Origin of the sequence: Pelagicoccus sp. SDUM812003, assembly GCF_031127815.1 — a bacterium.
GTDB lineage: Bacteria > Verrucomicrobiota > Verrucomicrobiia > Opitutales > Opitutaceae > Pelagicoccus.
Genome location: NZ_JARXHY010000030.1, coordinates 1 through 14,201, shown reverse-complemented (window position 1 = coordinate 14,201; position 14,201 = coordinate 1). Strand labels below are relative to the sequence as shown.

The 14,201-nt window shown below is 57.4% G+C and carries 12 protein-coding genes and 1 tRNA gene; 3 read left to right on the top strand and 10 right to left on the bottom strand.

Features of this window, described 5'->3' with window-relative positions:
* The first annotated feature begins 249 nt into the window (after window positions 1-249).
* Window positions 250-2,670, top strand: coding sequence for a hypothetical protein (locus tag QEH54_RS22000; RefSeq protein WP_309020881.1), 2,421 nt, complete (start codon window positions 250-252; stop codon window positions 2,668-2,670).
* A 142-nt stretch (window positions 2,671-2,812) separates the two neighbouring features.
* Window positions 2,813-4,399, top strand: coding sequence for an apolipoprotein N-acyltransferase (gene lnt, locus QEH54_RS21995; RefSeq protein WP_309020880.1), 1,587 nt, complete (start codon window positions 2,813-2,815; stop codon window positions 4,397-4,399).
* Between the two features lie 58 nt (window positions 4,400-4,457).
* Here lnt and QEH54_RS21990 read toward each other — a convergent pair whose 3' ends face one another.
* The 10 genes from QEH54_RS21990 to pyrH form a co-directional block, all read right to left on the bottom strand.
* Window positions 4,458-4,985 (bottom strand): gamma carbonic anhydrase family protein, encoded by a 528-nt coding sequence (locus QEH54_RS21990; protein ID WP_309020879.1) that lies wholly within the window; start codon window positions 4,983-4,985, stop codon window positions 4,458-4,460.
* Window positions 4,982-5,854 (bottom strand): amidohydrolase family protein, encoded by an 873-nt coding sequence (locus QEH54_RS21985; protein WP_309020878.1) that lies wholly within the window; start codon window positions 5,852-5,854, stop codon window positions 4,982-4,984. Before QEH54_RS21985 ends, QEH54_RS21990 begins: the two co-directional genes overlap by 4 nt.
* Window positions 5,855-5,859: 5 nt before the next feature.
* Complete coding sequence (locus QEH54_RS21980; RefSeq protein ID WP_309020877.1) at window positions 5,860-6,954, bottom strand: hypothetical protein; 1,095 nt, start codon at window positions 6,952-6,954, stop codon at window positions 5,860-5,862.
* A 111-nt stretch (window positions 6,955-7,065) separates the two neighbouring features.
* On the bottom strand, window positions 7,066-7,839 hold the full coding sequence (locus tag QEH54_RS21975; RefSeq protein ID WP_309020876.1) for a glycosyltransferase: 774 nt from the start codon (window positions 7,837-7,839) through the stop codon (window positions 7,066-7,068).
* 21 nt (window positions 7,840-7,860) lie between these two features.
* The gene (locus QEH54_RS21970; protein WP_309020875.1) at window positions 7,861-8,742 is read right to left on the bottom strand and encodes a DNA glycosylase; all 882 of its coding nucleotides are present in this window, start codon (window positions 8,740-8,742) and stop codon (window positions 7,861-7,863) included.
* 9 nt (window positions 8,743-8,751) lie between these two features.
* Window positions 8,752-9,201 (bottom strand): hypothetical protein, encoded by a 450-nt coding sequence (locus tag QEH54_RS21965; protein WP_309020874.1) that lies wholly within the window; start codon window positions 9,199-9,201, stop codon window positions 8,752-8,754.
* 13 nt (window positions 9,202-9,214) lie between these two features.
* On the bottom strand, window positions 9,215-11,212 hold the full coding sequence (locus tag QEH54_RS21960) for an ATP-dependent helicase (RefSeq protein ID WP_309020873.1): 1,998 nt from the start codon (window positions 11,210-11,212) through the stop codon (window positions 9,215-9,217).
* Window positions 11,213-11,322: 110 nt separating this feature from the next.
* The gene (proB, locus tag QEH54_RS21955; protein WP_309020872.1) at window positions 11,323-12,420 is read right to left on the bottom strand and encodes a glutamate 5-kinase; all 1,098 of its coding nucleotides are present in this window, start codon (window positions 12,418-12,420) and stop codon (window positions 11,323-11,325) included.
* A 69-nt stretch (window positions 12,421-12,489) separates the two neighbouring features.
* Window positions 12,490-13,050 (bottom strand): ribosome recycling factor, encoded by a 561-nt coding sequence (gene frr / locus QEH54_RS21950; protein ID WP_309020871.1) that lies wholly within the window; start codon window positions 13,048-13,050, stop codon window positions 12,490-12,492.
* Between the two features lie 32 nt (window positions 13,051-13,082).
* Complete coding sequence (gene pyrH / locus QEH54_RS21945) at window positions 13,083-13,823, bottom strand: UMP kinase (protein WP_309020870.1); 741 nt, start codon at window positions 13,821-13,823, stop codon at window positions 13,083-13,085.
* Window positions 13,824-14,051: 228 nt separating this feature from the next.
* On the opposite strand from pyrH, the gene QEH54_RS21940 reads away from it, so the two are divergent.
* A tRNA-Gln gene (locus QEH54_RS21940) sits at window positions 14,052-14,125 on the top strand.
* The last annotated feature ends 76 nt before the right edge of the window (window positions 14,126-14,201 follow it).

Here is a 14,201-nt window from a genome sequence, read left to right as displayed (position 1 = left end):
GCCAGCGTGGTGAGCGGCGACTTCGACGGCGACGGCCTGGCCGACGTGGTGGCGACGCGCTGGGGCGAGCCGGCCCTGGCGTTCCGGTCGACCCGGGGGGAGCCGAAAGAGTGAGCTTCTCGACCTTTTTGAAGATGAGCGCTCTAGCGGAATTTGGGAAATGGCTTTGTGGATTGACGCGGCTATGGGTGGCTTCGAGTGTTGGGCAGGAACAGTTTATAAGCGGAGTGCTACGATCGAATGATTAAGGTGTTTTCAAAGAATTCTTCACGCTGGTGGATTTTGGTCGTAGTGATCGCATTGGGCCTGGCGGCTGGCATCAATGGCTCGCGAGCGCTGCACGCGGTTTTCGTTGCCAACTCCGCAGGTGGGTCGGAGCTGCTCGTCGACGAGAGCTCGAGCACTGGTTACGAAGGTGAGAGTCGCAAGCTCATCATACCGCAACGAAACGCCGGCAGCTATCAGTGGATCATGCAGGTGCAAAAGATGTTCTCCGATGGCTCGTGGCGTTTGCAGGAGGTGGATTACGACAACGCTCCTGAGGGCAGAGCGGTTTTGACGGCGTCGCCATACCGTTGGTGGCTAGCGTCGGTCGCGTGGATTGATCATATTGTTTCGGGCAATCCGATCGGTGTTTCCGTCGAGCGCGCGGCGCTGTATGCGGACCCTCTGCTGCAGGTAGCTCTGCTCGTCGTGGCGACAGTGTTTCTCGCTCGATTGTTTGCAGGCTGGGCGGCGGCGGCGTTCGCGCTAGGCGGTGTCACGCTTTTTCCGCTTTCAGGGGCCTTCGTTCCCGGCCAGCCAGGCGATTCCAGTTTGTTTTTGTTTTTCGCTCTCTTCGGTTTACTTTTTCTGGCCGCCGGACTCCGCGAACTGGAAAGGGAGGAAAACCTGCCTGCTCGCAAACGCTGCCGGAGGCGATTTCTCCTCGGCGGAGTCGCGGGCGGCTTAGCCGCATGGATTGGTGCGGGAAGCGGGTTCACCCTGCAGGCGAGCGTATTCCTTTCGGCTCTGGTTTACAGTCTTTTCCAGCGTTTCAGGGGAAGCGAGACCGCTGGTATCGGCTTGCCTTGGAGGTCCTGGGCGATTGGGGGCGGAATCACGGTGATCGTGGCTTGGCTGGTGGACAGGTCTCCGGCTTTGTTCGAGGCGACCGCTTGGCGCTCTGATTTCGTAAACCCGCTGTACGCTTTGATTTGGTTCGGTTGCGGCTGGCTGCTTTCGATGTTGAATGCTGGTTCGGTTCGAAACAAACGAGCGATGGTGGGACTGTTGCTGGTTTCCATCGCGATCCTTGCTCTGAGCTACGTCGCTTTGACGAGGGAAGGCGCTATTCAGCTCATGTATGGACCGGTGTCTTCGGGGTTGACCCGGTTGCCCATGGATCCCGGGGCGACGAGTTTTTCTACGTGGCTAGGCGGGGAAGGGGCGAGTTTGACCTTGTTTGCTACCATCCTGCCAATCGCAGCATTTGCCGTTTGGGTGGTTGCATCGATTCGTTCCGCTAACAATCAGGCTGAACGGATGCTGTTCGCTCTCCTTTGCGGACCAACGTCGCTGGTCCTGCTGTTGTCGTTCAGTCGTTTAGGGTGGTGGAGCGTATTCGATCTGCTGCTGATCGCCGCAATCGCGGTGACGGCGCCTCGCTTGCGGAAGCCTTGGATTTTGGGAGTGGGAGGCACCGCAGGAGCCGCCAGTTTGCTGGGTTTGATTTTGGTGCTTCCCGTGCTGTCTCGAGAATCGCGCGAATCCGTCGATCGCGCCGAGTTGGAAACCTTGGTCGAACGCCGAATTGCCGGCTGGCTGTCGAAACGGATCGACGAACCCGGGGCGGTGGTTCTCGCTCCCCCGAACGTATCCATTTCGTTGGCATACTATGGAAACCTCAGGGCGATCGGTACACCGTATCCAGAAAATGTAGACGGATTCGCCGCCGCGGTTCGCTTGTCCGCGGCCTCGACGGCGGATGAAGCCCAGGCTCTGGCCAGCGGCCGAGAACTCGAGTTCGTGGTGCATCCTTCTTGGGATCCTTTTCTCGAAGAGTACGCTCGGTTGGGAACCAATCAGCCCGAGACCTCGTTTATCGCCTTGCTCAACCGCTGGCTTCCACCGCTTTGGCTGAAACCGGTGCTGTTCACCCTGCCAAAGGTCGGGGGGTTCGAGGATGAATGGGTGGTCATTTTTCGCCGCAGCGATGTGCAGACAAACGCTGGCGCCATCGCACGCTTGATCGAGTACTTTCTGGATACGGGAAGAGGGCAGCTGGCTATGATGGCTCACAGCGCGTTGACGAATGGATTCGCTGAGGAGATCGAAACGAAATTGACCACTGTGGAGCTTGCTTTCGCAACTGGTGAGCAGGCGAAGTTTAGTAGGAGCGTAGACGAGCTGGCGAACGCGATCCAAAAGGGGGCCGCAGACTATTTGGATTGGGATCTTCGCGTCAGCGCCGCGCTGGTTCTCGCTGGAGCGAATCGGATGGAAGTGGCGAAAGAGCTTCTGCGAGACTGCGTCAGGGAAGCTGATCCTTATCTGGTCAAGCGTCTTTCGGTCGGTTCGCTGACCGGCATGCTGCGTCTGGCGAAGATTTGGAACCTGGAGTTTCGAGACGAGCAGACGCGTGAGCTGGCTCGCTCGCTGTTGCCTGCGGAGACTCGGGCGCGCCTGTGAGCGCTGGAGAAACGGACCGCCAGTTGCGCCATGCGCCATGTCAAGTATTTGGAGATGGGCAAAAGCGAGGCTCTATTGGAGGGAGGCGTCTTATTCGCTTTTTGGCTTCGCATACCGCCTCTAGCGCGCTGAGAGTGAATCGATGATAACTCGGATTGCGGAGACCTTGGCGAGACACGACCGAACGATTGCGTTGGCGGTCTTCGTCGCTTTGACTCCGTTGCTCTACGTTGCGTGCTTCCCGCCGCTGACGGTGAACGAAGCGGCTTTCGTCTTTCTCGTTCCGTTCGTCATCTGGCTGAAGTTTCAGCCGAGCAATCGCCAGGTCTTTCTCGTGACGACCTTGGTGGGGTGGGGCGCTTGGATCGTCATCATTTTTTGGTTACGCCACGTTACTTGGGCGGGAATGATCGGCTTGAGCCTGGTGATGGGGCTTCACTTTTCCCTTTGGGCGCTCGGTGTCGCTTGGCTTTCGAGGAGAAGCTTTGGCGCGGGAATGTGGCGAGGGGTACCGTTGGCGGTGGGTGCAGCGGCGCTCTGGGTAGTGGTCGAGCACGTGCGCGGCTTCATTTTCACTGGGTTCCCCTGGCTGCCGCTAGCCGCTAGCCAGGTCGAGGAGCCCATGATGCTGCAGGGAGCAAGTTTCTTTGGAAGCTGGTCGGTCTCGTTCGCTTTGGTTTTCATGAACCTCGGAATCGCTTCCTACCTTTTGAGGTTGGTGGGCTACGCTCAGAAGCGATCGAGGCAGATTTGCCCCGAGTTCTATCTGGCTTTGTCCTTTCTGGTAGGCACTACCTTCCTGCAGCTCGGGGCGAGCTCCGGGCAGCAGAGGGAAAAGGTTTTTCGAGCAGGAGTGGTTCAGCCAAACATCCCACAGAATATCAAGTGGGATGCCGCTTTCGCCAACAAGGTGATGAACGAGGTGGAAACGGCTACCCGCTGGCTCGGCCCTCTCAAGCCTGACGCCATCTTCTGGCCCGAAGCTTCTCTGCCGTATCCACTGAATGATGACGGCGCTCTCGAGACCTGGGGGACTCGACTCGCGACCTCGGTGGGAGCCCCGATTTACGCAGGCGCTTTGGCGGTCGAGGAGAGGGAGACTGGGGACGCTTGGTACAACAGCGTCTTTCTTGTTAGGCCGGAGTACGGATTGTTTCCTCTCTACTATTCCAAGCAGCATCTGGTGCCCTTCGGAGAGTACATCCCGCTGCGGTGGCTCTGGCCGTGGATGGAGAAGTTCGTACCGATCGATGGCGACTTCCTGCCTGGAGAAACGGCGCAACTGCTCCCGCTCTATCTCGGAGAAAACGCTTTGCGGCTCGGTTCCCTGATCTGTTTCGAGGACGTTTTTCCCTCCATCGCTCGCCGCGCGGTGCGAGAGGGGGCGGGGTTGCTCTTTGTTTCAACCAACAGCGCTTGGTATGGAAAAAGCGCCGCGGCCGATCAGCATCGAGCCCACTCCGTCCTCAGAGCGGTCGAGACGCGTCGACCGGTATTGCGGGTGGGGAACGACGGTTGGACCGGCTGGATCGACGAATACGGCAGCGTGCGTGATCAGCTCGATAAGTGGGAGCAGGTTTCCACGGTTTGGCAAATCTCCCGCGATCGCAGGTGGGTGGGCAAGCAAAGCGTGTACGTGCGATATGGCGACTGGTTCGTGTGGGTGTGTTGGGGACTGCTGATTTGCTCGGCTTTGCTGGCTCGTTCACGGGTCTTGTCGGACGAATAAGCGAACGCTCCCCATCGCGCGGGGAGCGTCTTCAGGTATCGCGATCGAGATGCGAACGCTAGCTAAGCTTGGCCTTGTGGGCTGCCGCGACCTTGGTGTACTTCAGGGCCCAGCTGGCGAGCTTGGCTTGCTCCTCCTCGCTCAAGCTTCGCTTCACCTTGGCAGGCGAGCCAACGACTAGGCTTCCGGGTGGAATCTTGGTGCCCGGGGTGACAAGGGCTCCCGCGCCCACGATGGAATTGTGTCCGATCACCGCGCCGTCCATCACGGTCGAACCCATGCCGATGAGGCACTCGTCCTCGATAGTGCAGGCGTGCACGATGGCTGCGTGTCCGATGGTGACGTCCTTGCCGATGATCACCGGATAGTTGTCAGCCAAATGGACGATGGTGCCGTCCTGCACGTTGCTGCGGTCGCCTACTTCGATGTAGTTGATATCTCCGCGCAGCACGCAGCCAGGCCAGACGCTGGCTTGTTCGCCCAGCCGGACATCTCCTAGCAGGGTCGCTTGCGGAGCGACGTAGGCGCTTTCCGGGACTTTCGGGTCTTTGGAGAGAAACGTTTCGAGTCTTTCTTCGGTTGTCATGATAAATGGAGGAGCTTGGCAGCATTGCGGTGGAGGATCGCTTCGCGTTCCTGCTCGCTAAGATCGGCTCGACCCAAGTAGGCGAGGGCGGCGATGAAATCGGGCGTTTCCGGGTCCTTTGGGAAGGCTTTCAGGGGAAAATCGGTGCCGAACAGCAAGCGATCCGAACCGATGTTGTCGCAGAAGTCTCGATACACCTTCGGCGGGTAGAGCAACGGGCTGGCTGAAAGGTCGTACCAGATGTTTCTCTGTTCGGCGAAGGGAGCTTCCGTATGCATGCAGCCTGCGAGGTGGGCGAAGACGAACTGCGTTTTCGGATGGCGCTGAGCCATCGCGAGCAGTTCGCCGGCTGGAGTTTCGATTTTCCCTGGATAGTCTCTGGTATTGGGATCGGTGACGTGAATGTTGACCGCGGCTTCGTAGAGTGCCGCCAGATCGAGGGCTTCAGCAAGCATGGGATCGTGGTAGGCATAGCCTTGGGCGGGAGGGTTGAGTTCGCCGATGCCCTTGAATCCTGCGTCAAATGCCAGTTTCAAAAGATCGATAGAGCGTCGCTGGCCGCTCGGGTGGAAGGGGGCGAATGCGATCAGGCGATCCGGATGGGCCTTTATCCATTCGATCTGCCAATTGACGTTTTCGCTGCACGTGTCATGGTTTTCCCAATACCATGCAAGAATGACCGATCGCTCGACATTCGCTTGGTCCATCTTGCGAAGCAATTCGTCGACCGAACTCCATCCTTGCATGCTGCGACGATTCTCCGGAGCGACGCACGCGGACCAGTAGGGCTCCCGCCAATGCAAAGCCCATTTCCTTGGATTCTCGTATACGGAGGGAGGATACAAGTGGATGTGGGCGTCGATGATCATGAAGGCTATTTCATGGTGCCCTGCCGCATATGCTCAAGGCTCTGTCCGACGAGTTCGCCCATGGATTCGCATCGGATGAAAGCGTTGTTCTTGTAGTGGTCCGCCAGCTCGCTTCGCAGTTGGAGCACGTGCTCTCGAGGCGCGATGCGATCGGTCGTCATCGACTGAAGGAGGGCTTTTAGCCGCAGGCTGATAGCGTCCATGCGTCTCACGATCAAGGCGTGTTCCTCGCGCTGGTACTGGTGCGCGGTCTTGGCGTCGATGTGGCTGATGCAAAACTCCACCAAGGGGTTGTTTTCCTTGAAGAACTGCGGCAAGTAGAAGTTCTTTCGACCGTCCCACGATTGCTGGTCGAAATCCATAGAACGGATACGGATCTGGGTTTCTTCAAAATCCGGAGTGATGGCCACCACGAAGTTGTAGGGCCTCATGTCGCCCAGCAGGCGCACGAAGCAGCGCTCGTTGAACTTGATGAGCTCTTTTGCGATTCGAACTGTTTTGAGGCGTCTGCTTTCCAGCCAATGGTCGATGAAGGTATCGCCCGGTAGACCGACCACATGCTCCTCTACCAGCGTGTCGCCATCGGTGAGGAAGAACATGCGGTTGGGCGAAAGCAGGTGCTCCAGCTCCAGGCCGTAGATGCGGGAGGCATCGCCTCTCTTGATGTAGAAATAGTCCTGATTGTCGTTGTGCGAATTTACGATGCGCACGCGGAAGGGCTTGGAGTTTCCGAAGGCGCAGTAGTCGATGCGGTCGACATAGAGGTGCTCGATCACGGACTGGTCGCCTCCGGCTTTCAGAATGGCGTACACTTCCTTCAGCCCTGTACTGAGCTGACGCATGATAAAGGGCTCGTAGATAAGCGTTTCCCAGAGCGTGTCGTCGCCGTTCGCATCGTAGAGCGGGGCGCTTGCCTGATAGCGTTCGAGCAGGGCGTATTCGATTGGCAGTCGGTGTTCGCGGGCGAAGCTGCTCAGGTAGTAGCGCAGGGCGTCGCTGATCGGCACCGAAGGCTTTTTCGGGGTGCCAGACTGCCGGCGCCGCCCTTCACCGGTGAGGGGGCGGGTCAGAAAGTTGTTAGGGTCGTCTCTTAGTTCCACGTTTCGTTTTTGCTCTTTTGGGTGGGTTAAGGTTAGTCGCTTGCTTTCGCCTCACAAGGGCAAAGCGAGCTTAGCGTCTAAGGCGCTGCCAGTGAGCCGCTTGTCGGCGCCTCATTTCTGGAGCGTCTCGGCGGTTTGCCACCAGAGGGCCTCGAGCGGGAGGGGCGGCTTGGGGGTGGGTTCGCGAGCGAACCAAGGCTTGCGATCGGTGAAATGCAGGATGCGACAGGTTTCTAGGCCGCTTGTATCGTGATAGTCCTTTTTGATCGTATTGTATTCCGCTGGAAGCAGGTCGAGTCGAATGCCTGAGCGGTGGATCCATTTGTTGATTATGCCTTGGTCTCCGGCGTTGTAGCCGCCGCGGCCGGGCTCGGCGATCGCCAGCTCGATGAGCTCCTGTACGACCTCGCGCCCTTGAAGGCTGGAATCGATGGCGAGCACGCCGCTGTTGATCTCGCAAGGGTGGCCTTTGTAGCCTCGTGTCTTTCTGAAACCGGTATCGAGGGCTGCAGCGAGAGAAGGAAAGCTCCCGTGGGTCAATAGCGGCGCGGGTCCGAGAGACAGCGTATCGCTGTCTAGGAATATGTTTCTTGCGTATCCAAAATCCTCAAACGCGAGGAATTTTTGAAACGTTTCTTCATGTCTCCGCGAGTGACGTTTCTTGTACGGCTTGATAGCGTCGAACCGCTGTGGACTGATGCGCTCGAAGTGCGATGTATTCAGTTTTAGGTACGGATCATCGAAAACTTCTACGCGTTTGCTGAGGATCACGATAGGACAGGGGCCGTTGCGTTGCAGCCAGGAGGCGATGGCTACTCGCGTGCCAGGCAGATAGAGCGGATCAGTCAAGAGAACCAGGCAGTAGTCTGAAGCATCGTTTTGCATGAAGGATCTAGCGTTTTTTCCTCACCGCTTTCGAGCTGACAGACGTTCGTATGAAAAGAGAAATTGCTGGGCGAATCCAGCGTAGCGTCCGAAGTGGACGCGTCCGAACTGAGCGAGTTGACTTGGTGTCCAACCGTGGAGCTGGTAGCGCGTTTGCAATACCTTGATGATCCACGTGTCTACGGGGAAGGCCTCCAGCTTTCCTGCTCCGAAGAGCAAGGCGCAGTCGGCGATCTTTTCACCGATCCCTGCGAGGGCGAGCAGCTTGGCTTTCGCTTCTGCGTAGGGCAGGCCTTCGATGGTGTCGAGCAAGCCGGGGGCCTCTGCGATTTGTTCGGCGGTTCGTTTTATGTTTTTTGCCCGGAAGCCTAGGCCGAGCGCTCTCAGCTGGACCTCGCTGGCGGCGTTCAATTGTTCCCATGTAGGCAAAGCGTGGATACCGGGTACGATCTCGTCACCAAGCTCTGCGGCGAGTCGCGCGCACATGATCTTTATTTGCGGAATCTGCTTTGTCGCCGAACAGAGAAAGCAAAGCACAGTTTCAGCGAAGGGCTGTTTGAGGATGCGTAGGCCTCGAAAGCCGGCTAGGCAGGTTGCTAAATGCTCGTCGCTTCGCCAGGGAAGGGAGTCGAGAATGCTTTCCCAGTTCGTTTCTGATCCGAGATAGCTACGCAGGGCATTGATGCTATTTTCCGCTCCATTTGGAAATGAGCAACGAAGTGTCATCGATTTTTCGATACGAATCCTCACAAGGTGTTTCCCGAAGGTTCCTTGCCAGAAGTCGTCGTCGGCGTGAAAGCTCCAGCGAAAGGCTTGCCCTCCGTCCAAAGTCTCGGCGAGCAAAGCGGGGGTGAACTGAGAGGTGTGCTCGAGCGGAAGCCAATCGCTCCAAGTAACGCTCATACCCGTCGGCTATTCGGACCAGAGGAAGCTGGTCACGCTATCAAGAAGCGTCTCGTCGGCGTCGAAAAATTCGACCTTCCATGCCACTGGCCAGGAGTCGGCCTGCGACCATTGCTCGCCGGTCAGTCCGACCAGGATGCGCTTCTTGCTTAGTTTGGCCTGTTCGAAGACTCGTGTCTCGATTTCTTGGGTACCGGGACGAACGAAGCTGAGTACGACTTTGTCGGTGGACGCGGGCGTTTCTTTGCTCTCGGACTTGAGCGAAATGTAGAAACCGTCTCTGGATTCGGGCAGCGTGCGCAGCACAGAGTATCTTCCATCGCTCCGTTTCCCCGTTAGGTATTCGGAGAGCCGCTTGAAGCTGTCAGCGTCGCGATGTTCAGTGGAGATGATGGTCAGCTCGGCCTGCGCGAAGCTGGTCATGGCGAGGAAGAGAATGAGGGATATGAACGCTTTCATGATCGTGAATTGGCTACCAGCCATAGTTGCGACGAATGCGAATCGGTTCGAAAAGGTCGGTCGAGAGCTCCTGCAGAAAACGGCTCGGATTTAGGAACATGCTAGGTCCGCCTTTGGTATTCATCTTTGGATACGTTATGTAGAGCTCGTCCCGAGCTCGCGTGACGGCGACATAGAATAGCCGACGTTCCTCTTCCGTGTCGCCGGTGTCGATTGAACGGCGAGTCGGGAAAAATCCGTCGGCGATGCCTATGAGAAACACGACGTCGTACTCAAGCCCTTTGGCTTGGTGCACGGTGGTGAGTCGGATGCATTCGTCGGACTCGTCGAGGCGGCCGGACGTTTCGGAGTTCAGAAGGGTGATCTGGGCGATCAGATCCTGCATCTCTTCGAAACGCGCCGCGAATCCGACCAAGGAGTTCAGATCCTCCAAGCGGTTCAAGTAGTTGGAGTATGCGCCCTGCAGATACGAGGAGTACCAGCCGTCTATCCCCATTTGCACAACCTCGTCGGGTGAACCGCCGTCAGCGATCTGCTTCATGTCCCGAAGGGTGATGGCTAGCGATTCCCAATCGGCGCGGGCTCCCGCAGGGACTTTTTTCAGGATCTCCGGTCGAGCGAGCATATCGATGAAATCGAGCTGCTGGGATTTCGCCGCTTCCGCCACCAGGTTGTAGAGCTTCTGAGATGTTTTCTCACCAACTTTTGGGAGAAGCTGAGTGATGCGGAAAAACGCGGTGGCGTCTGCTGGATTGTAAACCAATCTAAGATGAGCCACGAGGTCTTTGATGTGGGCTTGTTCGAAGAAGCGCACGCCGCTGGTGATCTGGTAGGGTATGCCGGCCCGGGAAAGCTCCATTTGCATATCGAGCGCTACGAAATGCGAACGGTAGAGGATGGCGATTTCTCGCGGGTCGCGGCCTTCGTCGATCAAACCTCGAATGCGAGTAATGATGAACTGAGCCTGCTCGCGTGTATCCATAGCCTGGATAACATAGGGCTTTTGACTCGAAGGCTTGAATGGGCGCAGCTCCTTGTCGAAACCTTGGCTGGTACGATTTTGGATGACCGCGTTGGCCATGCGGAGGATTTCCGGCGTGCTTCGGTAGTTGGTTTCGATGCGTAGAATTCGGGTGTTGGGGTGGCGATCCGGAAACGTGATGATGTTTTGGAAGTTCGCTCCACGCCAGGAGTAGATGCATTGCGCGTCGTCGCCCACCGCCATGATCTGATGGTTGGTGGCCATCTTGTCCACGATCTCCGCTTGGAGCACATTGGTATCCTGATATTCATCGACCAAAGTGTGGCGAAAGCGCTTCTGGTAGTACTGAGCGACCTCGGGGGCTGTATCCAGAAGCTTGAGCCAGAAAACGAGCAAATCGTCGTAGTCGACCACGTTTTGAGTGAGCTTCAGCTTCTTGTATGCGAGGGCGAAGCCTTCGATCTGATCGATGAAATCGTGGTGCTGAGGGAAGTAGTCGATCACCGTTCTCTCGATGCTCTCGCGGGTGTTTCGCGCCATGCTGATGATGGAGGAGAGCGGACCGGGCTTCGGATGGGTCTTGTCCTTGAAGAATGCGGAGTCCACGGACTCCACCGCGTGCTTGAGCACCGTTTCCGCCTCGCCAGCGTCGAGAATGGTGAAGTTTTTTGGCAAATCGATCGCTTCGCCATGGATGCGCAAGAGGCGGTGTCCGATGCTGTGGAAGGTGCCGCCCCAAAAGCGACGGGGCTCCACCGCGGTGAGTTCCTCCACTCGGCTGAGCATTTCCTTGGCCGCCTTGTTGGTGAAGGTGAGCAGCAGGATTTCGCCTGGAGATACGCCTTTTGAGAGCAGGTAGGCGACGCGGTAGGTTAGGGTGCGGGTCTTGCCGGATCCGGCTCCTGCCAGGATGAGTAGCGGTCCAGGTTCCGCCGTCACCGCTTCGAACTGCTCGTCGTTGAGCTCCGAGCGAAAATCGATCTCGGGGAGCTCCATCGGTGGAAAGGCGGCGTTCAGTTCGAAATCCATCGCGGTGAAGTCAAAGGAAACAATTGGGAGATAAGAAGCCTTATCTGCAGGGAGATGCGGACTGAGCAAGAGCGAGACGGCGAGGGAGCCGCCCGTTGGCGGAAATCGAGCTAGAGGATCGCCATCTCGTCGCGGTGGATGATCTCCAGACGATTGCGATCCGGATGAAGCTTTTCCACGTCGGGACTGCGCTTGCTGATGATTTCTTCGATCTCCACCGAGGAAAAGGCGGTCTGGCCGCGACCGATGATGGTGCCATCGGTGGAAATGATGTCGATCACTTCTCCGCTCTCGAATATGCCTTCCACGCGCAAAACGCCTGGGGCCAGCAAACTGCGTCCTCGCTCGGCTAGAGCGGTGCAGGCGCCTTGGTCGATGACCACGGAGCCGTTTGGACGCTGGAAGTAGGTGAGCCAGCGCTTCTTGGAGGCGATCGGAGTGGCGGCCGGTTTGAACAAGGTGCCTATCTGTTCTCCATCGAGGATGCGAAGGACCACGTTTTGTTCGGAGCCGTCCGCGATGTAGGTGGCGCAGCCGGATTCGGTGGCCAGCATGGCGGCGTCGATCTTGGAAACCATCCCTCCAACGGCAGTAGGGGAATTGGTGCCCTTGGCCATGGCGGCGATGCGGGGAGTGATTTTTTCCACGATCGGCACGATCTCCCCAGTGCCGTCCATATCGATCAATCCGGGAGCGGTGGAGAGGATGTAGAGGTGGTCCGCTTCGCTGAAACTGGCGACCATGGCGCCGAGCAGGTCGTTGTTTCCAAAGCGTATCTCGTAGTTGGAGATGGCGTCGTTCTCGTTGATGATGGGCACAACTCCGTATGCCAGCATCTGCTCGATGGTGGCCTTCGCGTTGACGTAGCGGTTGCGCACGCTGAGCCCCTCATGGGTGAGCAGGATCTGACCGACGATGATGTCGTAGGGCGCCAGTCCGTCCTGCCAGCATTGGATCAGGCGACTTTGGCCGATCGAGGCGCAGGCCTGCTGCTTGGCGAGCGTTTGCGGACGAGAGTCCATACCCAGCACTCCCATGCCCATGCCGATGGCTCCGGAGCTGACGAGGATGACTTCGATCCCACGCTTTTGGATCTCCGCTACTTGAGAGCAGATGCCTGCTATCTGCAGCGGATCTATTTTCCCGACGCCTTGGGTGATGATGCCCGTGCCGAGCTTGATGACGATTCTTCTAGGTTTATCGTGCATACTATGAGAACAGGACTTTTCTGAAGTCCCGTTCCTTGTTTGAAATGAACTGTGTTGTGACGTGAGGGATTAGACGGTCGTCAATTCCTTTTCCTTCGCTTCGAGAAGATCGTTGATCTTCTTGATCGCGTCGTCGGTCTTGGCCTGAATCTCCTTTTCGTCGCGCTTGAGATCGTCCTCGGTGATCTCGCCGTCCTTTTGCAGCTTCTTCAGCGTATCCATCGCGTCGCGACGGGCGTTGCGTACGGCTACGCGGCCTTCTTCGGCCTGTTTGCTGACGAGCTTGACCAGCTCCTGACGGCGTTCGCCAGTGAGTTCGGGAAGCGGCAGGCGGATGACGTCGCCCATCACCGCTGGGGTGATGCCGATATTGGAAACCTGTATCGCCTTCTCGATGGATTTTATGACGGACTTGTCCCACGGCTGCACCGCGATCGTGCGGGCGTCCGGCGTCGTGATAGCCGCCATCTCCCTGAGAGCCATCTTGCTGCCGTAGGCTTCAACCATGATGCCTTCGACCATGCCGGGATTCGCTTTGCCGGTGTTCACGCCGGCGAATTCCTGAGCGGTATGCTCGACGGCATTTCCGGCCTTTTCATCCATTTCTAGAAATACGGTGTCTTCGTCCATGTTTGGGAGGGGCTGTCAGTTTTCTTAAAGTGTTATCGTACGAGAGTGCCGACCTTCTCGCCTAAAATGGCCCGTTTGATCGAATCCTTTTCAGACAGGCTGAAGACGAGGATTGGCACCTCGTTGTCCATACAAAGGGAAAAGGCAGTCGAGTCGAGTATGTTGAGGCGTTGCTGCAGAGCGTCGATGTAAGTGAGCTCGTCGTAGCGCACCGCGTCGGGGTGCTTCATCGGATCCTTGTCGTATACGCCATCCACCTTGGTCGCCTTCATGATCACTTCGGCTTGCACCTCGCTGGCCCGAAGAGCGGCGGTGGTGTCGGTCGAAAAGTAGGGGTTGCCAGTTCCTGCCACGAAAATGACCACGCGTCCCTTTTCCAGATGGCGAATCGCTCTTCGGAGAATGAATGGCTCTGCGACCTGGTTCATGGGAATGGAGGTCTGAACGCGAGTGTTCACGTCCATTTTTTCCAGGCACTCCATGAAGGCCAGTCCATTGATCACGGTAGAGAGCATGCCCATGTAGTCGCCCGTGGTGCGATCGACCCCTTGATTTTCCGATCCGGCGAGACCGCGGAAGATGTTTCCGCCGCCGATTACGATGCAGACCTCGACCCCCAGCTCGTTGATCTCTTTGATTTGCTCGCAAATCTTGCGGAGGGTGTCCCATGAAATGGGATCTCCGGTTTCGGAACAGCGCAGGACCTCGCCGCTTAGCTTGAGGACCACGCGCTTGTATTGGGCTTTTCCGGACGGATTAGACTCTGGTGACATTAAAAACTCGTTAAGCCAGAGTGGATTGGGCTCGTCAATTAAACTAACAGCGAAAAGCGAACTTGTCTCATTCGCGTCAGATTGGGGGGAGAGCGCCACCTGTTCGCGGCGCTTCGTCAACGGGGCCTGTCGGAAAGTGCCGGCATCACGAAAGATGTCGCTGAAATGCGGATTTCAGCGCTTGACGAGGAGGTTCTATGTTACCAACTTATCGCCCTTCTACAACGTAGCCTGGTGGTGTAATGGTAGCACAAATGGTTTTGGTCCATTCAGTCGGGGTTCGAATCCCTGCCGGGCTGCCAAAGGCGAAGTCCTTTGGCGATCGCAGGGTGAGAAGCCCGAAGGGGTTTGCGCAGCGAGCGTTGCGAGCGAAGCGGC